Origin of the sequence: Nocardia sp. NPDC056952 (assembly GCF_042674185.1) — a bacterium.
GTDB lineage: Bacteria > Actinomycetota > Actinomycetes > Mycobacteriales > Mycobacteriaceae > Nocardia.
Window position 1 is genome coordinate 199,229 of sequence record NZ_JBHURA010000006.1, and the last position, 19,242, is coordinate 218,470.

A 19,242-nucleotide genomic window follows, 5' to 3' on the forward strand; every position below is an offset into this window, starting at 1 on the left:
CACACTGTTCCGGTGAGCGCCGAACTAATGGTCCTGTTGATCGTCATCGTCACAGCTCTCGCGTTCGACTTCACCAACGGATTCCACGACACGGCCAACGCCATGGCGACCTCGATCGCCACCGGTGCGCTGAAGCCGAAGACGGCGGTCGCGCTCTCGGGCGTGCTGAACCTGATCGGGGCGTTTCTGTCGGTGGCGGTCGCGGCGACGGTGGCCAAGGGGATCGTGAAATTGGACGATGTGGGCGGGCAGGACCTGCTGGTAATCGTCTTCGCGGGCCTCGTCGGCGGCATCCTGTGGAACCTGCTGACCTGGCTGCTCGGCCTGCCGTCGAGTTCCTCGCACGCCCTGTTCGGCGGCCTGATCGGCTCGACGATCGCCGCACTCGGCTGGAACGGCGTGATCTGGGCATCGGGGTCGGACGGCGTGCTGATCAAGATCGTGCTGCCCGCGCTGCTCGCGCCCGTGATCGCGGCGATGGTGGCGGCCATCGGCACGTTCGTGGTGTACCGGATCACCCGTGGCGTCGACCAGGAGAAGTCCGAAGAGGGTTTCCGCTGGGGCCAGATCGGCTCGGCCTCCCTGGTCTCGCTGGCGCACGGCACCAACGACGCGCAGAAGACGATGGGTGTCATCTTCCTCGCGCTGGTCGCCTACGGCTCGCTGGACAAGGACGACCACATGCCGCTGTGGGTGATGGCCGCCTGTGCCGTCGCGATCGCCCTCGGCACCTATCTCGGCGGCTGGCGGATCATCAGGACCCTCGGCAAGGGCCTGGTCGAGATCGAGTCACCGCAGGGCCTGGCCGCCGAGTCGACCTCGGCGGCGATCATTCTCACCTCGGCGCACTTCGGCCTGCCGCTGTCGACCACGCAGACCGCGACCGGCGCGATCCTCGGTACCGGCATCGGCAAGGGCGCCGAGGTGCGCTGGCGGGTGATGGGCCGGATGGCCGTGGCCTGGATGCTGACTCTGCCGATGGCGGGCATCGTCGGCGCGATCTGCTGGGCGATCGCCAATGTCATCGGTGGACTCCCCGGTGTGCTCGTGGTGTTCGGCCTCCTGATCGCCGGGGCGCTCGGAATCTATCTCCGGTCGCGCCGTGACCCGGTCGGCACTCACAATGTGAACGACTGGCCCGATGGCCGGCCACCCACCTCGGCACAGGCGCCGATCGACCAGAACCATGCCGGGTAGAGGGGAGCGATCATGCACACCGTGATCACCAATCTGAGTTCACTGTGGGAAGTGGTGCTCGCCGCGCTGATCTTCGGCGCGGGTGTACCCGCGGTCTTCGCCTTCGCGGTGCGGTGGTGGGGCCATGCCGAGACCGTCGACGCCGAGGGTCGAGTCCGGCGCAACTATCCGGCGCTGGCGGGTGCGGTGGCCTGTCTGGTCCTCATCGTCGTCGTGGTGATCACCGGAATCCTGTTCACCGCCAAGGCGTTCATCGCCCACCAGTTCGGCATCCACCTGTTCGGCCAATCATGAGTGAGGAAGCCATGACCGATCCGAACCCCACCCCCGCGACCCCGCCGGTCCGTGGCAACCTGCTCTCGCGGGTGCTCGGGTGGCTGCGCGCGGGCTATCCACAGGGCATTCCCCAGTCCGACTATGTCGCCTTGTTCGCGGTGCTGCACCGCCACCTCACCGACTACGAGGTGACGGTGATCGGGGAGAAACTGGTGGAGGCGAATCCGAATCGGGAATCGATCAGCGAGGCCGAAATCGCGGCCGCCATCGCCGATTTCGCGAAGCAGCAGCCCGCGCCCGACGACGTCTCGCGGGTGGCTTCGCATCTGGCCGCCGGTGGCTGGCCGTTGGCCGAACCACTCGACGACGGCGAACCCACTACCGAACAGAATTGATCATCCACTTCGACAATTCCGATACGCCAGCGGAATTCGCTCGCGGCGACAATGACGAATCGCCCGGCTGTCCGGCGATCGCGCGCTAGCATGCATCCGTGGTTCGGCGTGCGGATGTAACCGATAGTGGTCGTAGTTACGGTGGATTGTCGCGCCAGCAGCGAGTCGCGCTACGCCGCAACAGGTTGACCGACGCGGCGCTGGAACTATTCGGTACCCAGGGATATTCGTCGACCTCGATCGAGCGGCTCTGTTCGACCGCGAATGTGTCGACCCGCAGTTTCTACGAAGACATCGGTAGCCGCGAGGCATTACTGATCGCACTCGTCGACCGGTTGAACGCGGCCGCGCTACGCCGCCTCGACGAGGCATTGGAACACACCAGCGAACAGCCGCTGGTGGTGCGCGTGGTGGAGAGTTTCCGTGCGTTCCTGGCGGTGACCTGCCGTGATCGCCGGGCGGCGCGGGTGTTCTATGTCGAGGTCGTCGGGGTGAGTCCGGTGGTGGAGGAATGGCGGCGCGCGCAGCGGCGGTCGATTTCGGCACTGCTCACCCGGGAAGCGCAGCGCGCCGCCGAACGTGGCGAAGCGGAATCGCGCAGCCTGCACCTGTTCGGCCTCGCGGTAATCGGCGCCGTGAATTCCCTCGCCCAGGAGATGGTGCACGCCACCGTTCCCGGCGACGCGATCTCGGTCGACGAGATCTGCGAGGAGATCGCCTATTTCATCCGCTCCGGGCTCACGGTGCGCACCGCGGTCGCGCCCACCACGTAGCCGGCGACAACGCAAAAGCGGGAGGCATCCGAATCCGGATGCCTCCCGCTTTCAGTGGGAAATCAGATACCCATGCCCTGAGCGAGCAGCGGCCACGACTCGTGCAGCGCCTGCTCCCAGTACGGCCAGTAGTGGGTGCCCATCGGGGTGAACTGGTAGGTCGCCGGGATACCCAGCGAGTCCAGCTTGGTCTTCAGGTTCTGGCTGCAAGCGTTGGTCGCCGCTTCGATGCCGATACCGAGACCGAGGTTGATCACGCCCATCGGGCCGGGCGAACCGTTGAGGTAGTAGGCCACATCGGCGTTGGTCGGCATGCCGCTACCGCTGGAGATGTAGAGGTTGGTGCCGCGCAGCTTCTCCGCGTTGATGACCGGGTCGTTCTCGACCCACGCGGGATCGTTGTCCGGGCCGTACATGTTCGCGGTCTTGCCACCGGCCCAGGTCTCCACGGAGAACTTGACGGCCTGCTTGCCCATCGGGTCGGCGATCTGCGCGCAGCCACTGTAGGCGGCGACGGACTTGAACAGACCCGGGTTGGCCTCGGCCAGCTGCAGCACCGAGGTGCCGGAGGTGGACAGGCCGGCCAGCGAGTTCAGACCGGTCGAGCCGAGTGCGGCGTCGATCAGCGGGGGCAGCTCCTGGGTGAAGAAGGTGCTCCACTTGTTCAGGCCCAGCTTCGGGTCTTCGGCTTTCCAGTCGGTGTAGTAGCTGCCGCGGCCGCCGATCGGCTGGATCACATTGACCTGCTTGTCGGCCAGGAAGCTGAGCGCCTGGGTCTGCGCAGCCCAGCTGGCGGTGCCCTCACCGCCGTCGAGGCCGTTGAGCATGTAGAAGTTGGGGGCCGGCTTGGACTCGTCGACGGGACGCTGCACGTCGATCGTGATGTCCTTCTTCATCGCCGCCGAGTACACCTTCAGATGCCACACGCGTCCGTCTTTGACGATGGACGACACGGCTGAGGGCTTCTCGGGCTCGGCGGTCGCGGCGCCACCGGCGACAACGGCCACCGACAATGCGGCGGTCAGAGCCACGGCGGTGGTGCGCAGCGCGGCCACGGTACGTAGTGCAGAGAGCTTCATCGAACAGTCGGTTCCAGTCCACGGGCCCTGTCGGGCACGTCATCGCAGTGCTTCCCCCGGTCGCCGAGAGCATATGCGCTCGACGCCTGCAGGGCTGTCAGATCCTCCGACACTCTATGTCCTCTCACAGGACCGAATCGTTACCGGTTCACTTTTATGGTGACCTCGAGCACGGTTTACGGGGGCGCAATCTGAGCTGTGATTCGGAAATGCCGCCGCAACCAGGCGCTCTTATGGTGACGAGCATGGGTAAGGAAATCCCCGGTAGCGCGACCACCGGGATCGAGATCAGTGGGTTGAGCAAGACCTTCACAGTGGGCCGCAACACTGTCAACGCGCTGGACTCGGTCGATTTGCGGACTTCTCACGGCGCATTCCTGTCATTGCTCGGGCCTTCGGGCTGCGGCAAATCGACGGTGTTGCGGATTCTGGCCGGCCTGGACGAACCGAGTGCGGGCACCGCGCGGATCAACGGCATGTCCCCGGAACAATTGCGCGGTGGAGCCGAGCTCGGTATCGCGTTCCAGGATTCGGCGTTGCTGCCGTGGCGCAGTGTGGAATCGAACATCCGGCTGCCGTTGCAGGTGGCCGGGCTGCCCGCCGAACCGGACCGGATCGCCGAACTGATCGCGCTGGTCGGGCTGGAGGGGTTCGAGAAGGCCAAGCCCGCGCAGCTGTCCGGCGGTATGCGCCAGCGGGTTTCGATCGCGCGAGCGCTGGTCGTGCAGCCGTCGGTGCTGCTGCTCGACGAACCGTTCGGCGCGCTCGACGACATGACCCGGCAGCGATTGAACCTGGAACTGCTGCGCATCTGGACCGAGAAGCCCGCGACCACACTGATGGTCACCCACGGCATCGGCGAGGCGGTGTTCCTGTCCGACGTGGTGGCGGTGATGAGTCCGCGACCGGGCCGGGTGCTGGAGCTGGTCGAGATCGACCTGCCGCGTCCACGCACACCCGAGATGATGCGCACGCCCGAATTCCACAAGCTCTGTGACTACCTGTCCGAGCTGCTGTTCGGGCGGGGTGGGGTGGCATGAGCGTGGCGACAGCCCGGCGGATCCCGGCCGACATGGGGCGGGTGGCCGGGGCTCTGGGCGTGGTGGTGCTGATCGCCCTGTGGTGGGCGCTGGCCGCCGCCGGAACCGCGGGCGGGACGATTCCCTCACCGTGGCGGGTCCTTTCGACCATGTGGTCGGACGGGTGGGGCCTCTACGGACCCAACTTCCAGGTCACTGCGATCGGGACGTTGCAGGGCTTCCTCTGGGGGAACGTGCTGGCGATCGGGATCGCGGCGCTGATCATGCTGGTGCCGCGGATCGAACCCCTCGCGACCCAGCTGGCCATCCTGAGCTACTGCACGCCGCTGGTGGCGCTGGGCCCGATCATCCTGGTGGTGTTCGGCGGACGCACGCCCACGGTGTTCCTGGCCGCGATGTACTGCTTCTTCACCACCATGGTCGGCGCGGTGAGCGGATTGCGCTCGGCCGATCCGGCGAGCCTGGATCTGGTGCGCGCCTACGGCGGTGGCCGCTGGCAGCAGCTGTATCGGGTGCAAGCCATCGCCGCGCTGCCGAATACGTTCGCCGCCTTGAAGATCGCCGCGCCGTCGGCGGTGCTCGGCGCGATCATCGGTGAGTATCTGGGTGGCGTCGACAGCGGCATCGGGGTCGCGCTCACGGCGGCCCAGACCGCCTACAACGTGCCACGCACCTGGGGCATGGCGATCGCCGCGGCCGCGCTGGCCGGGCTCGGGTACCTGCTGGTGGCGGGCGCGGCCCGCCTGATCACGCCGTGGACGACGGTGGAGGAGGGGCGATGACCACCACCGTCGCGCGCCGGATCGGCCGCTTCCTGCTGCCGCTGGCGACGTCGCTGATTCTGTTGCTCGTCATCTGGACGCTGTTTCTTCGCCTGTTCCCCCAGATCGGGCCGCGAGTGGGCAAGACGCCGTCGGATGTCTGGGCCTACCTGGTCACTTCGGCGGGTGCGCCTGCGGCCCGGCAGGCGATCTTCGACGACCTCGCGATCACCCTCGGTGACGCGGCATCGGGGTTCGTCGTCGGGATGCTCGGCGCGATCGGCGTCGCCGCGCTGTTCGTGCTGTATTCGGCTGTGCGGCAGACGTTCATGCCGGTCGCGATGCTGTTGCGGTCGGTGCCGCTGGTCGCCCTGAGTCCGATCGTGGTGCTGATATTCGGCCGTGGCACGGCGGGGGTGACGGTGCTGACGGCGATCGTCGTGTTCTTCCCCGCCCTGGTGATGATCATGACGGGCCTGCGCGAAGCGCCCCGGCAGGCAATGGAATTGGTGACGGCCTACGGCGGCACGCGGTGGACCCGACTACGGATGGTCGCGGTGCCCGCGGCGCTGCCGTCGGTGTTCGCCGCGGCCAGGGTCTCGGTGCCCGGCGCGTTGATCGGCGCCCTGCTGGGTGAATGGCTCGGCAGTGGAACAGGATTGGGCGCGAGCCTGGTACGGGCCATCCCGATGTTCCAGTACAACCGGCTGTGGGCGTCGATCGTGGTGGTCACGGTGGTATCGGTGCTGCTGTACGCGATCGTCGGCGTGATCGAGAACGTGGTGCTCGCCCGCTTCGGCCCGAGCGCGGGAAAGTAAGGAATAGCGGCGGAACGTGGCCGCAAAGAGAACGAAACGCACCGAACCTACATTCTGCGTATGAACAGTATCGACCGTCGTTCCTTTCTCCGCTTTTCCGCATTGACCGGCGCGGCGCTCGGCGGCGCCGGGCTGCTCGCCGCCTGCGGCGGTAGTTCGGCCACTTCCTCGAACGGCTCGACCGACGACGGCTCGAAATTCGGCAAGGTCGCTGTCCAGTTGTCCTGGATCAAGAACATCGAATTCGCGGGTGAGTATTTCGCCGATTCGAAGGGCTATTTCAAGGATGCGGGATTCGGTGCGGTAGATCTCGTCGCGGGTGGCGCGGCGTCGACGTCGGTGGAAGCCGGTCTCGATACCGGCAAGATCTGGCTCGGCCTTTCCGCGCCACAGACGACCGCACCCGCCGTACTGGAAGGACTACCCGCCAAGATCGTCGGCGCGACCTATCAGAAGAACCCGTTCGCGATCGTGAGCTCGGCGGGCAAACCGATCACATCTCCCGCGGAGATGAAGGGCCGCAAGATCGGTGTGCAGGACACCAATCAGCTCATCTTCAGCGCCCTGCTGGCGGCCAATGGCATCAGTCCCGGCGATGTCACCGTCGTGCCCGCGCAGTTCGATCCGACCCCGCTGGCCAACGGCGAGGTCGACGGCTGGGTGAGTTATGTGACCAACGAGCCGATCACCCTGGCCGCCAAGGGCTTCGCCAACGACCACTTCCTGTTCGCCGACTTCGGGCTGCCGCTGGTCGCGGAGACACTGACGGTGAGCCAGCACACCATCGACAACGAGCGCGACAAGCTCAAGGCCTTCCTGACCGCCCAGATCAAGGGCTGGAAGGACGCTGTCGCCAACCCCGCCGAGTCCGCGCGCCTGGCCGTCGAGGTCTACGGCAAGGACCTGAAACTCGACCTGGCCGAGCAGACCGCGGAGGCCACCGCGCAAAACGACCTGGTCGTCTCGGCGTCGACCAAGACCGACGGCCTGCTGACGATGTCGGACGCGCTGATCGAGCAGAACATCGCCGCGCTGCGTACTGCCAAGATCGATATCAAGGCCGGCCAGCTCTTCGATCTGTCCGTGCTGCGCGAGGTGTACGCCGAGAACCCGGGCCTGAAATAAGAACCCGGTCGGCGCCGCGAAGCCGTGGCGCCGACCGGTACATCAAATGGCCATACCCACAGCGGCTGTCGACCCGTAGTCGCGCTGAGCCGCGAGGCGAAGGCCCGCGCGGGAGGCGAGGAAGTCGGCGGTGATGAAGACGGCGGTCTCGGCGGGAGTGCGCGGGCCCGTTTCCAGGCCCGCGGGTACGTGCACGCGGGCCAGGGTCGGCTCGTCGAAGCCGCCCGCGCGCAGGTCGTCGAGGCGACGTGCCTGGTCGGCGGGGGTGCCGAGGGCGGCTAGGTAGCCGAGCTCGGGTAGTCGTAACGCGACGGTGAGCAGCGGGATCTCGAAGCGCGGCTCGTTGGCCAGCACGACGATGGCGGTGCTGTTGTCGACCTCGCCCGCGGCCGAGAGGGTGTTGAGGTAGCGGTGCGGCCAGTCGACGACTACTTCGGCGCCGGGGAACGAGGCCGGATCGGCGAACTCGGGACGCGAGTCACAGATCGTCACCCGGTAGCCGATCATCCGCGCCTGCGCGACGAGGGTGGCGGCATAGGCGTTGGCGCCGAAGATGATCAGGCGCGGCGGCGGGCAGTACGAGGCGACGAACAGATCCGACTCGGGCAGCGCGACGAGTTCGGTCGCGTGCTTGCGATCGGTGACCAGATGCTGGCCGATGACATCGGGATCCTGATTCCACACCACGGTGAACACGGTGACCCGGCGATGGGCTTGGATATCGGCGGCGATAGTGGGGAATTCGGGAAAATCGCGGCAGGAGAACGGTTCTACGAAGATGTCGACGAGTGTTCCGTCGTCGGCGCTCGATTCCAGACCGGTGAGCATGCTGTAGCGACGCAGTTGCCGGATGCCGGTGCGACCCGCTTCCAATGCCGCTTCGTAGACGGTCTCTTCCAGCCGTCCGGAGGCGATCGATCCGAAGACGCCACCGTTGGGGGTGACGAGCATCGAAGAGCCGATGGGCAGGGAATTGGTGCCGATGGTACGGACCACGGTGGCAAGGCCGCCCGTACGGCCCGAATGCCACACTCGCAGAAGGTCATCGACGATATCGCGCATATCTCACAACTCCGATCACCGTGCGCCGACTTCCGGGAAATCGCGATCGGTCCCTGTCGCCAAGTCGTCGCACGTGACGCACACCATATCCTGTCGACCGCCCAAATAGGAACCGGCCCCGATATCGCCTGCGGCTACTTCGGAAATGGCTTCCCAGTGCTTGTTCTCGATCACAACGGGGTGTCCAGGTGTGTTGTGAAACACAGCACGGGCAAGTCCGCTCTTGCTCGCGCGTGCCGCGGCGAGCACTCTGGCGACCACCTCGCCCCCGATATCGAGGATATCGACGGGCAGAAACGCCACGTAACGGGTGTCCGTTTCGGTGGCGGCGCGCAGGCCCTCGCGCACCGTCGCGGAGAGTCCGGTCGCCCAGTCGGCGACCCACCGGCATCGGGTGCCGTCGGGCAGTCCGAGGGCGGCCGGATCGGGTCCGGTCGCGCCGAGCAGGACGACCACCGGATCGCAGCCGCCGTCGCGCAGGGCGGTGATCGCCGAACGCAACCAGGCGCCGTTCTCGGCGAGTGCCTTGGGTTTGCCGTATCGCGTGCCCGCACCCGCCGCGAGGACGATGCCCGTGCACGAGGCGTGCGCGGAACGGTCGAGTGGAGGCATGTGAGCGAAGGTAATGACGCAATGTTGCCGGTCGATTACAGCAGGGGAGCGCACCGACGACGACACGCCGACGTGATGGACTGCACATCGGTGGCGGCGGGCCGGGGATCGCGCGATGCTGGATCGATGACGAGCGAAGGGCTGAGCCTCGCGGGTTTCAACGATCTACCTGCGAAGACTGCCGAAGAAGCACTGCTTGCCTGTTGCTCGGCGCCACGCTGGGCGCGGGCGATCGCGGCCGCGCGTCCCTATGCCACCACCGAAGCGCTGTTGGCGGCGGCCGATGCGGGAACGGCCGCACTCGACGACGCCGAGATCGACGAGGCACTGGCCGGCCACCCGCGGATCGGCGATCGCCCGACCTCGGCGGCATCCGCGCGCGAGCAGTCCGGGGTGGCGGGTGAGGACGTGCGCGTGGCCCTGGCCGAGGGCAATCGCGCCTACGAGGCGAAGTTCGGCCATATCTACCTGGTCTGCGCGGCAGGTCGCAGCGGCGAGGAGTTGCTGGCGATCTTGCGCGCGCGGTTGGACAACGATCCGTCTACTGAAAGGCAGGTCATGCGAACAGAACTGACGAAGATCAACCGGCTGCGCCTGGCGGGGCTGGTGACGGCATGACGAGCGTGAGTACCCACGTGCTCGACGCCGTGCGCGGGGTCCCCGCCGCGGGTGTCGCGGTGTTGCTGATGCGCGGGGAGCAGCGGCTCACCGAGGCGCTCACCGACGCCGACGGCCGGGTGAAGGAGCTGGCGGCCGGACTCAATCCGGGTGACTACCGGCTGTTCTTCGATACCGGCAGCTACTTCGCGGCGCAGGGCACCGAGACCTTCTATCCGGAAGTCTGCGTCGCGTTCACGGTGGGTGAGCAGCCGCATCTGCATGTGCCGCTGCTGCTGTCGCCGTTCGCCTTTTCCACCTACCGAGGGAGCTGAGATGGCACTGTCCGGTCCGATCGTGTTGACCGACAATCGATATGGCAAGGCCGAGAATCGGGTTGTGCGTTTCTACAAAGAGAACGCGCGCCACGAGATTCGCGACGTGAACGTCTCGACCACCCTGCGCGGTGATTTCGAGGCGGCGTACACCGATGGTGACCAGCGTCACGTCCTGCCCACCGACACCCAGAAGCACATGGCCTTCGTGTATTCGAAGAAGCCCGGTCTCGACACCATCGAGGACTACGCGATCGCGCTGGGGAAGCATTTCGCCGACTCGGTCGATCCGGTGTCGAGCGCGCGTATCGACGTGGACTCCTATGGCTGGCAGCGGGTTTCGGTCGACGGTGCCGAACACGATCACACCTGGGTGCGCCAGGGCCCCGAGGTGCGGACGGCCGCGGTGACCGTGGCGGGCAAGGGCGCCGAGCAGCAGCGGTGGGTGATCGGCGGGATCAAGGACCTGGTGCTGCTCAAGTCGACCGGATCGGAGTTCGCCGACTTCCTCACCGACGAGTACACGACACTCGCGCCGACCCACGATCGCGTGCTCGCCAGTTCGCTGGTGGTCCAGTGGCGGTTCGCCGAGACCAGCGGATTCGACTGGGACGAGGTGTACGCCGGGATCCGCGCCACGCTGCTCGAGCTCTTCGCCACCACGTACTCCAAGGCGTTGCAGCAGACGCTGTACGCGATGGGAACGGCCGCGCTGGAACGCTTTCCGGTGCTGGCCGAGATCCGGTTGTCGGCGCCGAACAAGCACCACTTCGACTACGACCTCGCGCGGTTCGAGATCGAGAACAAGGGTGAGGTCTTCTGGGCGGCCGACCGGCCGTACGGCTCGATCCACGCCACCCTGGCGCGTGCGGACGCGCCCGATGCGGGGATCGCGTGGCAGCCGTGAGCGCGCCCGATCTGCTGATCCACGGCTGTGCGGTGGTGACCGTCGACGCGGCGGGAACCGAGTATCGCGACGGGTGGGTCACCGTGCGCGGCAACAAGATCGACGCTGTGGGCGCGGGTGTACCGCCCGAGTTCGGCCCGGAGGTCGCGCGGATCGACGGGCGTGGCTGCGTGCTCACGCCCGGTCTGGTCAACACCCACCACCACCTGTACCAATGGATCACCCGTGGGCTGGCCGCCGACAACACGCTGTTCGAGTGGCTGACCACGCTGTATCCGGTGTGGGCGCGGATCGATGAGAAGTCGGTGCGGACGGCGGCCACCGGCGCGCTGGTCTCACTGGCGCGCAGCGGGTGCACGACGTCGTCGGATCACCACTACGTGTTCCCGCGCGGCGGCGGTGACCTGCTCGCCGCCGAGATCGGCGCGGCGGGCGAGGTGGGGCTGCGCTTCCACCCGGCGCGCGGGTCGATGGACCTCGGCCAGAGCAAGGGCGGGCTGCCGCCCGACACCGTGGTGGAGTCGATCGACGACATCCTCGCCGCGAGTGCGGCGGCCATCGAGGACTGGCACGACCCGTCCTTCGACGCGATGGTGCGGATAGCGCTGGCCCCCTGCTCGCCGTTCTCGGTGACCGCCGATCTCATGCGCGAGTCCGCGGCGCTGGCCCGTTCCGCGGGCGTCCGGCTGCACACGCACCTCGCCGAAACCCTCGACGAGCAGGACTTCTGCCAGGAGAAGTTCGGGTGCACACCCGCCGAGTACATGGAGCGGCTGGGCTGGCTCGGCGACGACGTGTGGTACGCCCACGCCGTGCACCTCGACGATCCGGCGATCGCGGCGATGGCTCGCACCGGGACCGGGATCGCGCACTGCCCGACCTCCAACGGCCGGTTGGGTGCGGGGATCGCACGGACCGCCGACCTGGTGGCGGCCGGTGTGCCCGTCGGCCTCGGGGTCGACGGTGCGGCCAGCAACGAGTCCAGTTCGATGATCGAGGAACCGCGCAACGCGCTGCTGTACGCGCGGGCGGTCGGCGGTCCGCGGGCGATGACAGTGCGCACGGCGCTGGAGCTGGCGACCATGGGCGGTGCGCGGGTACTCGGGCGGGCGGACGAGATCGGGTCCATCGAGCCGGGCAAGCTGGCGGATCTGGCGCTGTGGCGGCTGGATATGCCCGCGCACGCCGGTATCGAGGACCCGGTCGTCGCGCTGATCCTCGGCTCGGCGCCGCCGCTGGCCGCGTTGCTGGTGAACGGGCGCGAGGTTGTCCGCGACGATGTCGTACTGACGGTGGACGAGGCGGCGGTCGGGGCCGACGTGGCCCGGGCTCAGGCGACGCTGCTCGCCGGTGCGTGATGCGGCCCGGCCGGGGCGTGCGTTGATGCCGCGCGCGCGTCGGCGTGCTGATCTGCGGTTTTGCCCGGATCGGCGCACACTGGATGGCGTACACCGGGTTAACCGCGGCGCAATCTGGCGCGGGTTTCGTGCAACATCGTGGCAACTCCCGGCCCCTACTGTGGCCGGTGAGGTTAGCGAGGTGAACGTGGATCTGGACACTGTTTCCGAGATTGTTCTCGCCCGCGAACGCGCCGATCTGGCGCAGATCGGAGCGGGCAGCGCGGTACTGGCGGGCGGTACTTTCCTGTTCTCCGAACCGCACGATCACCTCGACACGCTCGTCGACATCACCACCCTCGGCTGGGCGCCGCTGACCGAAACCGCACCGGGGCTGGAGATCGCCGCGACCTGCACACTGGCGGAGTTCGCCGGTGCCCGTCCCGGCCGGGAACTCGGCACCTCGATCATGCGACCGGAGTGGCCGGGCACGGCGCTGTTCGCGCAGTCCTGCCGGGCGCTGCTGGCCTCGCACAAGATCTGGCGCACAGCGACGGTCGGCGGGAACGTATGTCTGTCACTGCCCGCCGGCGCGGTTCTCGGCGCGCTCGTCGCGTTGGACGCGACCGTGGTGATCTGGCCGCGCGGCGGTGGCGAGCGACGAATCCCTCTGCGCGACTTCGTCACCGGGCCGGGGGAGAACCTGCTGGGAGCGGGTGCGGTCGTGCGCTCGTTCGTCGTTCCCACCGCGAGCCTGCTGGCGCGCACCAGCTTTCGCAAGGTGGCCTTGGCTCCGCTCGGGCGTTCCGGGTCGGTGGTGATGGGCAGGCGTGCGGCCGACGGCCGGTGCGCGATCACCGTCACCGCGGCGACCGTTCGCCCGATCGTTCTCGACTTCGATTCCGTCCCTTCGCCATCCGAGCTGAACGACGCGCTGGCCGACATCGATCCCGACGTGTGGTTCGACGATCCACACGGTGCGCCGGACTGGCGTGAGCACGTGACCGGGTTGCTCGCCGCAGAGGTGGCCGCCGAACTCCGGGAGGCGTCGTGAGTTCAGCGCGTGGCGTCGTAGGCGGCGCGGGCGGCGAGCACCCGATCCATGTGCTGCTCGGCCCAGCCCTTGATGGTGCGCATCACCGGCAGCAGGTCCTCGCCGAGCGGAGTCAGCCGGTACTCGACGCGGACCGGCACCTCGGGCAGTACGGTGCGGGTGACCAGGCCGTCGCGTTCGAGATTGCGCAGGGTCTGGGTGAGCATCTTCTGGCTCACCCCCGCCAGCCGCTGGTTCAGTTCGCTGTAGCGCAGCGAACCGTCGGCCAGCGCGTTGATCGCCAGACTCACCCACTTGTCGCCGATCCGGTCCAGCAGCTGGCGCGCCGGGCATTCGGCCACGTAGGCGTTGTAGGCCGCGCCCGCCTCGGCGCGGCGCTCGGCGGCGGTCCGCGTACTCATCGCTCTCCCTCGCGTGCGGTACGCACTTCGCAGTGCGTACTTCCCGATAGAGAGTAGCTCTCCCTAGGTTCGGTCAGTACCTACGGAAGAGAGAGATCATCATGCGCGCAGTTGTCGTCCATACCTTCGGCGGACCGGAAGCACTCGAACTCGTCGAGGTGCCGGTGCCCGCGCCGGGGCCAGGTCAGGTACGGATCCGGGTGTCGGCGGCCGCGGTGAACCCGGTCGACGCGGTGACCAGGGCGGGTGCGCTGGTCGACGCCGGTCTGATGGCGCCCCGACCGGTGACCGGGATCGGCTGGGACGTGGCGGGCGAGATCGACGAGGTCGGCGCCGGGGTGCCCGGTTTCGCGGTGGGGCAGCCCGTGATCGGGCTTCGTGATCTGCTCGACCGGTCGCTGGGCAGCTACGCGGACTACCTCGTGCTCGACGCGTCGGCGGTGGCAGCGGCTCCCGTCGGCCGCTCGGCGGCGGAGGCCGCGACGCTCCCGCTGAACGGGCTCACCGCCTTTCAGGCGCTCGATCTGCTCGATCTCGACGAAGGCGACAGTGTGCTGGTGACCGGCGCGGCAGGCGCGGTCGGCGGTTTCGCGGTCGAGATCGCCGCGCGGTGGCGTGGGCTCAGGGTGATCGCGCAGGTCGGCCCCGAGGACGCCGGCTTCGTGCACGGGCTCGGTGCGGAGTGGGTAGTGCCGCGTGAGAAGCCAGACCTGGCCGAGGCGGTCCGTGCGCTGGTGCCCGGTGGTGTGGATGCCGTCCTGGACACGGCGGGCCTGAGCGCCAGAGCGCTTGCCGCAGTGCGCAACCGGGGGTCGTTCGTCACCGTCGTCGGTGGCGCCGACCCGACTCCGTTGCGCGGCATTCGCGTCCACCACGCCTGGATCAGTGCCGACGGCGCGGCCCTCGCCACGCTCGCCGGCTACGACCTCGCCCTGCGCGTGGCCGCCACCCTGCCGCTCGAGCAAGCCGCCGATGCGCACACCCGACTGGCCCGAGGCGGCCTGCGCGGCCGCATCGTGCTGACCACGGAACACGGAGGTGGTTCATGAGGCTCGATATCGACGGCCGCGCGGTCGAAGTGACCGCGCGGCCCGGCCAGTGCCTGCGCACGCTGCTCCGCGAACACGGCGAGCTCGCGGTCAAGAAGGGCTGTGACTCCGGCGACTGCGGCGCCTGCTCGGTGTTGCTCGACGGCGAACCCGTCCACTCCTGCCTGATCCCGGCACACCGCGCCGCCGACCGCGCGGTGACGACCGCCGCCGGACTCGGCGACGCGGACGGACCGAACCCGGTGCAGCGCAGCTTCGTCGAGCACGCCGGGTTCCAATGTGGTTTCTGCACCGCCGGAATGGTGGTCACGGCATCGGGTCTGGCCGCCGCTCGTCCCGGCACAGCTGTGGACAACTCGGCTGTGCAGGCAACCACCGACGCGGAACACGCCGAACTGCTGAAGGGAAACCTGTGCCGCTGCACGGGTTACCGAGCCATCGCCGATGCGCTGGCCACACCCTGTGCATCACTGTGCACAACTTCCGAGGCGCCCCGCGCGGGGCAGTCGCGTGGCGATGCGGATTACGTGATCGACGCAGACGCGGCAAGCGATGGCAGGCTGATTATCGACGACCTCTCGACAACAACCACCACGGGCGCTGACACGGACCCGAATGCGGATGAATCGGCCGATGGCGAGTCGGTGACCGAGGGCCCGGCCGAACGCGCGAAGCAGCGACCGTTCGATGACACGGCGAGGGCGGCCAGATCAGAGGGCGCGCGCCCCGGTGACGACCTGACGGGGTCGGTCGTCGCGGAGGGACCCGGTGTCGAGTCCTACGTGACAGGCGGCCGGTCGGCCGACGAGGTCACCACGGTATCGGCGGCGCAGGGGCCGGACGTCGGGGCGTCTGCCGTATCGGTCGTGGCGGCGCGGGTCGGTGGGGTGATGCGGCGAAAGTATCGGCCGGGGCAGATCGGGGACGGGGTGGGGGCGCCGGCGGGAGCGCGGATCGTCCAGGGTGGGGAGGCGTTCACGATGGACGTGGTGCCGGGGGCCGGGGAGCAGATGCCGCCGGTGGCTCCGTGGCATCTGGCTGTGCTGGCCAGTCCACACGCGCATGCGCGGATCGTCTCCATCGACGTGGCCGCGGCGCGGGCGGTGCCGGGTGTGCACACGGTGTTGACACATGTGGATGGACCGCGGACCGCGTTCTCCACGGCTCGTCACGAGCTGCGCGAGGACGATCCGGACGACACCTTCGTGCTCGACAGCACGGTCCGGTTCGCGGGGCAGCGGGTAGCCGCGGTGGTGGGGGAGACCCTGGACGCCGCACGTGCGGGGGTGCGAGCGCTGCACGTGGAATACGAGGTGCTGCCCGCGGTATTCGAGCCCGAGGCAGCGATGGCCGATGGCGCGCCGTTACTGCATGCCGACAAGCCGGACTCGGCACGGATCGCCGATGCGCGACGCAATCTGATCGCCGAGATCCACGGTGGTGTCGGTGATGTCGAGGCCGGTATCGAGCAGGCCGCGAAAGTGGTCAGCGGCGTGTGGAATTCGCCGCGCGTGCAGCACGTGCACCTGGAGACCCATGGTGGGATCGGCTGGCTCGACGACGCGGGCAGGCTCGTCGTTCGCTCGAGCACCCAGGTGCCGTTCCTGGTACGCGACGAACTGTGCCACCTGTTCGGGCTGGATCGAGACCGTGTGCGGGTGTTCGCGACTCGCGTCGGTGGCGGCTTCGGGGCGAAGCAGGAAATGCTGGCCGAGGACCTGATCGCCCTGGCCGTGCTCCGCACCGGGCATGCCGTGCAGTACGAGTTCACCCGCACCGACGAATTCACCTCGGCCACGTGCCGTCATCCGATGCGGGTCGCGGTCACCGCGGCCGCCGACGCGGCGGGCATCCTGACCGCGCTCTCGGTGGACGTCCTCGCCGACGCGGGCGCCTACGGCAACCACAGCGCGGGCGTGATGTTCCATTCCGTCGGCGAATCGGTAGCCGTCTACCGCTGCCCGAACAAGCGGGTCGACGCACAAGCGGTGTACACCAACAACGTTCCCTCCGGCGCGTTCCGGGGCTACGGACTCGGCCAGGTGATCTTCGGCGTCGAATCGGCGATCGACGAACTGGCCCGCGCGCTCGGCGTCGACCCCTTCGAATTCCGCCGCCGCAATGTGGTGATCCCGGGCGACCGGTTCACCGCCGCCGAAATCGACGAGTCCGACCTGACTTTCGGCAGTTACGGCCTCGACGAGTGCCTCGACACCGCCCAGCGGGCGCTCCTTCGCGGCAACGGTGTCGCCGCGCCCGGACCGGATTGGCAGGTGGGGGAGGGCATGGCGGTGGCGATGATCGCGACCGTGCCCCCGCGCGGACATCATGCCGATGCCACGGCGACCCTGCTGCCCGACGGCCGCTACGAAATCGGTGTCGGCACCGCGGAATTCGGCAACGGCACCACAACCGTTCATGCCCAGCTCGCGGCGACGGCACTGGCCACCGCCGCCGAGCGAATCGTGATCCGCCAGTCCGACACCGACGTGGTCGGCCACGACACCGGCGCGTTCGGCTCCACCGGCACCATGGTCGCGGGCAAAGCCTCCTACGCGGCGGCGCTCGAACTGCACGCGATGCTGCTGGCCAGGGCGGCGAAGGTGAGCGGTCACCCCGAACGCGACTGTCTGCTCGAAGCGGGCGGCGTGCGCTGCGGCGACGAACTGATCACCGCGGCGCGACTGCTCGCCGACGGCGAGCTCGTCGCCCACGGCACCCACGCGGGCACCCCGCGCTCGGTGAGCTTCAATGTCCACGCGTTCCGGGTGGCGGTCCGGCCCTCGACCGGTGCGGTACGGATATTGCAGTCGGTCCAGGTCGCCGACGCGGGCACGGTGGTGAACCCCGTGCAGCTGCGTGGACAGGTGGAAGGCGGCGTCGCCCAGGCGATCGGGACCGCGCTCTACGAGGACATGCGATCCGAGGCCGGCGTGGTGACCACCCGGACGCTGCGCCACTATCACATTCCGCAGTTCGCCGATCTGCCCCGCACCGAGGTGTATTTCGCCGAAACCAGTGACGAACTGGGCCCGCTGGGTGCCAAATCGATGAGTGAGTCCCCCTACAACCCGGTGGCCCCCGCCCTGGCGAACGCGATCCGCGACGCCGTCGGTGTCCGCCCTTACCGACTACCGATGACCGCCGATCGTGTGTGGCGGGCCGTCAAGGAAGGAACCGCCGGGTGAATACTCGCCTGCCCGAACATATTCGAGCCCGCATCGACTCGGTGCTCGACTCCGTCGACGCCGAACTGCGCGTGCGCTACCCAGGAGCCGGTGACCGGGTCCAGCCCGTGCACACCGCCTACGTGCCGGCCGACCGCGCCACCGCGCAGACGCCGGCCGAGTGGGGCGCCACCGCCTTGGAGCTGCTGCATCGCCACGCCGACTTCCTCGTCGGTCTCGATGTCACCGGTTCGCTCCCGGCCGTGCGCCGTCAACTCACGGACCGGCCGGTGCAGGACATGCGCATCGACTTCGAGGACGGTTACGGGTTCCGGGCCGATGACGAAGAGGACGCGGCGGCGAAGGCGGCGGGCGAGGCGCTGGCGGCGTGGGCCGACAAGCCCGGCGCACCGGTCTCGTTCGGTGTGCGGACGAAAGGTCTGGCCGCGAACGAACGCCGGCGCGCATTGCGCACTCTCGAACTCGTCCTCGACGGGGCGGGTGGCGCACTGCCCGGATTCGTGTTCACGGTGCCCAAGATCCGCGCCGCGGAACAGGTGTCGGCGATCGTCGACCTGTGCACCGGACTCGAGCGCGGCCACGGCCTGCCCGAACGGTCGCTGCGTTTCGAGCTCCAGATCGAGAGCCCGCAGGCGATCATCGCGCCCGATGGCACCGCGCCCATCGTCAAAATGATCCACCTGGCCGACGGACGCTGTAGCGCACTGCATTTCGGTACCTACGACTACACCGCCGCCTGCGGCATCGCGGCCACCGATCAGGCCCTCGACCATCCCGCCGCCGACTACGCCAAATCGGTGATGCAGGTCGCCGCCGCGCAGACGGGGGTGTGGATCTGCGACGGCTCCACCCAGATCGTCCCCGACGCCGATCCCGAAGCCGCCTTGGCCAACCACCACCGCCTGGTCGATCGGGCCCTGCGCCGCGGCTACTACCAGGGCTGGGACATGCACCCCGGTCACCTGGTCACCCGCTGGCTCGCCACCTACGACTTCTTCCGCGCCGCGTGCGAGGTGGCGGTGCCGCGCCTGATCGCCTACCTGGACCGGCGTGGCGGGGGTGTCATGGACGAGCCCGCGACCGCCGAAGCCCTGGCGAGCACGGTGCTGCGCGGCCTGCGTGCCGGTGCGTTCACCGAGGCCGAACTGCTCGCCGACGCGCCGGGCCTGACCGGCGAGGTTCTGCTCGATCTCGCCGCTCGACGGGTGCGCTCGACGTGACGAAACCCCCACGAAT

Annotated in this window: 20 protein-coding genes; 16 read left to right on the plus strand and 4 right to left on the minus strand. The window is 68.4% G+C overall.

Annotated elements, in window-relative coordinates:
• Positions 1 to 12: 12 nt before the first annotated feature.
• The 4 genes from ACFTS5_RS22060 to ACFTS5_RS22075 all read left to right on the plus strand — a co-directional run bounded on the left by ACFTS5_RS22060 (position 13) and on the right by ACFTS5_RS22075 (position 2,641).
• The gene (locus ACFTS5_RS22060) at positions 13 to 1,197 is read left to right on the plus strand and encodes an anion permease (RefSeq protein ID WP_378633936.1); all 1,185 of its coding nucleotides are present in this window, start codon (positions 13 to 15) and stop codon (positions 1,195 to 1,197) included.
• A gap of 12 nt (positions 1,198 to 1,209) precedes the next feature.
• Positions 1,210 to 1,491 (plus strand): hypothetical protein, encoded by a 282-nt coding sequence (locus ACFTS5_RS22065; RefSeq protein WP_378633938.1) that lies wholly within the window; start codon positions 1,210 to 1,212, stop codon positions 1,489 to 1,491.
• Positions 1,492 to 1,502: 11 nt separating this feature from the next.
• Positions 1,503 to 1,868, plus strand: a complete 366-nt coding sequence (locus ACFTS5_RS22070; protein ID WP_378633940.1) for a DUF3349 domain-containing protein — start codon at positions 1,503 to 1,505, stop codon at positions 1,866 to 1,868.
• 146 nt (positions 1,869 to 2,014) lie between these two features.
• The gene (locus ACFTS5_RS22075) at positions 2,015 to 2,641 is read left to right on the plus strand and encodes a TetR/AcrR family transcriptional regulator (RefSeq protein ID WP_358186529.1); all 627 of its coding nucleotides are present in this window, start codon (positions 2,015 to 2,017) and stop codon (positions 2,639 to 2,641) included.
• A gap of 62 nt (positions 2,642 to 2,703) precedes the next feature.
• Here ACFTS5_RS22075 and ACFTS5_RS22080 read toward each other — a convergent pair whose 3' ends face one another.
• Positions 2,704 to 3,720 (minus strand): alpha/beta hydrolase, encoded by a 1,017-nt coding sequence (locus tag ACFTS5_RS22080; protein ID WP_378633943.1) that lies wholly within the window; start codon positions 3,718 to 3,720, stop codon positions 2,704 to 2,706.
• A 245-nt stretch (positions 3,721 to 3,965) separates the two neighbouring features.
• On the opposite strand from ACFTS5_RS22080, the gene ACFTS5_RS22085 reads away from it, so the two are divergent.
• The 4 genes from ACFTS5_RS22085 to ACFTS5_RS22100 are packed head-to-tail and all read left to right on the plus strand — an operon-like array spanning position 3,966 to position 7,464.
• Positions 3,966 to 4,760 (plus strand): ABC transporter ATP-binding protein, encoded by a 795-nt coding sequence (locus ACFTS5_RS22085; protein ID WP_378633946.1) that lies wholly within the window; start codon positions 3,966 to 3,968, stop codon positions 4,758 to 4,760.
• Positions 4,757 to 5,542 (plus strand): ABC transporter permease, encoded by a 786-nt coding sequence (locus tag ACFTS5_RS22090; RefSeq protein ID WP_378633948.1) that lies wholly within the window; start codon positions 4,757 to 4,759, stop codon positions 5,540 to 5,542. Before ACFTS5_RS22085 ends, ACFTS5_RS22090 begins: the two co-directional genes overlap by 4 nt.
• A complete protein-coding gene (locus tag ACFTS5_RS22095) occupies positions 5,539 to 6,339 on the plus strand; it encodes an ABC transporter permease (RefSeq protein ID WP_378633951.1) in 801 nt (266 codons plus the stop codon). The genes ACFTS5_RS22090 and ACFTS5_RS22095 overlap by 4 nt, the downstream gene beginning before the upstream one ends.
• A gap of 60 nt (positions 6,340 to 6,399) precedes the next feature.
• Positions 6,400 to 7,464, plus strand: a complete 1,065-nt coding sequence (locus ACFTS5_RS22100; protein WP_378633953.1) for an ABC transporter substrate-binding protein — start codon at positions 6,400 to 6,402, stop codon at positions 7,462 to 7,464.
• A gap of 42 nt (positions 7,465 to 7,506) precedes the next feature.
• On the opposite strand, the gene ACFTS5_RS22105 is transcribed toward ACFTS5_RS22100, so the two are convergent.
• Both ACFTS5_RS22105 and ACFTS5_RS22110 read right to left on the minus strand, forming a co-directional pair.
• Positions 7,507 to 8,526 (minus strand): XdhC family protein, encoded by a 1,020-nt coding sequence (locus ACFTS5_RS22105; protein WP_378633956.1) that lies wholly within the window; start codon positions 8,524 to 8,526, stop codon positions 7,507 to 7,509.
• Positions 8,527 to 8,541: 15 nt separating this feature from the next.
• On the minus strand, positions 8,542 to 9,138 hold the full coding sequence (locus ACFTS5_RS22110) for an NTP transferase domain-containing protein (protein ID WP_378633959.1): 597 nt from the start codon (positions 9,136 to 9,138) through the stop codon (positions 8,542 to 8,544).
• Here ACFTS5_RS22110 and uraD point away from each other — a divergent pair, their 5' ends adjacent.
• The 5 genes from uraD to ACFTS5_RS22135 all read left to right on the plus strand — a co-directional run bounded on the left by uraD (position 9,139) and on the right by ACFTS5_RS22135 (position 13,368).
• Positions 9,139 to 9,756 carry a 2-oxo-4-hydroxy-4-carboxy-5-ureidoimidazoline decarboxylase gene (uraD, locus tag ACFTS5_RS22115; protein WP_378633962.1) on the plus strand — a complete coding sequence of 206 codons (618 nt, stop codon included), beginning with the start codon at positions 9,139 to 9,141 and terminating at the stop codon, positions 9,754 to 9,756.
• The gene (uraH, locus tag ACFTS5_RS22120; protein WP_378633965.1) at positions 9,753 to 10,070 is read left to right on the plus strand and encodes a hydroxyisourate hydrolase; all 318 of its coding nucleotides are present in this window, start codon (positions 9,753 to 9,755) and stop codon (positions 10,068 to 10,070) included. Before uraD ends, uraH begins: the two co-directional genes overlap by 4 nt.
• A gap of 1 nt (position 10,071) precedes the next feature.
• The gene (pucL, locus tag ACFTS5_RS22125; protein ID WP_378633968.1) at positions 10,072 to 10,977 is read left to right on the plus strand and encodes a factor-independent urate hydroxylase; all 906 of its coding nucleotides are present in this window, start codon (positions 10,072 to 10,074) and stop codon (positions 10,975 to 10,977) included.
• The gene (locus ACFTS5_RS22130) at positions 10,965 to 12,335 is read left to right on the plus strand and encodes an 8-oxoguanine deaminase (protein WP_378633971.1); all 1,371 of its coding nucleotides are present in this window, start codon (positions 10,965 to 10,967) and stop codon (positions 12,333 to 12,335) included. Before pucL ends, ACFTS5_RS22130 begins: the two co-directional genes overlap by 13 nt.
• A 187-nt stretch (positions 12,336 to 12,522) precedes the next feature.
• Positions 12,523 to 13,368, plus strand: coding sequence for an FAD binding domain-containing protein (locus ACFTS5_RS22135; protein WP_378634484.1), 846 nt, complete (start codon positions 12,523 to 12,525; stop codon positions 13,366 to 13,368).
• A 2-nt stretch (positions 13,369 to 13,370) separates the two neighbouring features.
• Here the strand turns inward: ACFTS5_RS22135 and ACFTS5_RS22140 are convergent, their stop codons facing one another.
• Positions 13,371 to 13,769 carry a winged helix-turn-helix transcriptional regulator gene (locus ACFTS5_RS22140; protein WP_378633974.1) on the minus strand — a complete coding sequence of 133 codons (399 nt, stop codon included), beginning with the start codon at positions 13,767 to 13,769 and terminating at the stop codon, positions 13,371 to 13,373.
• Between the two features lie 101 nt (positions 13,770 to 13,870).
• Here ACFTS5_RS22140 and ACFTS5_RS22145 point away from each other — a divergent pair, with 101 nt between their 5' ends.
• Genes ACFTS5_RS22145 through ACFTS5_RS22155 form a run of 3 tightly spaced genes read left to right on the plus strand, consistent with a single transcriptional unit; the run spans position 13,871 to position 19,226 of the window.
• Positions 13,871 to 14,818 (plus strand): NADP-dependent oxidoreductase, encoded by a 948-nt coding sequence (locus ACFTS5_RS22145; protein WP_378633977.1) that lies wholly within the window; start codon positions 13,871 to 13,873, stop codon positions 14,816 to 14,818.
• Positions 14,815 to 18,006, plus strand: a complete 3,192-nt coding sequence (locus ACFTS5_RS22150; protein ID WP_378633980.1) for a molybdopterin-dependent oxidoreductase — start codon at positions 14,815 to 14,817, stop codon at positions 18,004 to 18,006. Before ACFTS5_RS22145 ends, ACFTS5_RS22150 begins: the two co-directional genes overlap by 4 nt.
• Positions 18,003 to 19,226, plus strand: coding sequence for a DUF6986 family protein (locus ACFTS5_RS22155; RefSeq protein ID WP_378633983.1), 1,224 nt, complete (start codon positions 18,003 to 18,005; stop codon positions 19,224 to 19,226). The genes ACFTS5_RS22150 and ACFTS5_RS22155 overlap by 4 nt, the downstream gene beginning before the upstream one ends.
• Positions 19,227 to 19,242 lie beyond the last annotated feature (16 nt).

Bases quoted from the DNA above. Each gene is read 5' to 3' on its own strand.
- ACFTS5_RS22065 (WP_378633938.1), top strand. From the start codon at position 1,210: ATGCACACCGTGATCACCAATCTGAGTTCACTGTGGGAAGTGGTGCTC.
- ACFTS5_RS22070 (WP_378633940.1), top strand. From the start codon at position 1,503: ATGACCGATCCGAACCCCACCCCCGCGACCCCGCCGGTCCGTGGCAAC.
- ACFTS5_RS22080 (WP_378633943.1), bottom strand. From the start codon at position 3,720: ATGAAGCTCTCTGCACTACGTACCGTGGCCGCGCTGCGCACCACCGCC.
- ACFTS5_RS22085 (WP_378633946.1), top strand. From the start codon at position 3,966: ATGGGTAAGGAAATCCCCGGTAGCGCGACCACCGGGATCGAGATCAGT.
- ACFTS5_RS22090 (WP_378633948.1), top strand. From the start codon at position 4,757: ATGAGCGTGGCGACAGCCCGGCGGATCCCGGCCGACATGGGGCGGGTG.
- ACFTS5_RS22095 (WP_378633951.1), top strand. From the start codon at position 5,539: ATGACCACCACCGTCGCGCGCCGGATCGGCCGCTTCCTGCTGCCGCTG.
- ACFTS5_RS22100 (WP_378633953.1), top strand. From the start codon at position 6,400: ATGAACAGTATCGACCGTCGTTCCTTTCTCCGCTTTTCCGCATTGACC.
- ACFTS5_RS22105 (WP_378633956.1), bottom strand. From the start codon at position 8,526: ATGCGCGATATCGTCGATGACCTTCTGCGAGTGTGGCATTCGGGCCGT.
- ACFTS5_RS22110 (WP_378633959.1), bottom strand. From the start codon at position 9,138: ATGCCTCCACTCGACCGTTCCGCGCACGCCTCGTGCACGGGCATCGTC.
- uraH (WP_378633965.1), top strand. From the start codon at position 9,753: ATGACGAGCGTGAGTACCCACGTGCTCGACGCCGTGCGCGGGGTCCCC.
- pucL (WP_378633968.1), top strand. From the start codon at position 10,072: ATGGCACTGTCCGGTCCGATCGTGTTGACCGACAATCGATATGGCAAG.
- ACFTS5_RS22140 (WP_378633974.1), bottom strand. From the start codon at position 13,769: ATGAGTACGCGGACCGCCGCCGAGCGCCGCGCCGAGGCGGGCGCGGCC.
- ACFTS5_RS22145 (WP_378633977.1), top strand. From the start codon at position 13,871: ATGCGCGCAGTTGTCGTCCATACCTTCGGCGGACCGGAAGCACTCGAA.
- ACFTS5_RS22150 (WP_378633980.1), top strand. From the start codon at position 14,815: ATGAGGCTCGATATCGACGGCCGCGCGGTCGAAGTGACCGCGCGGCCC.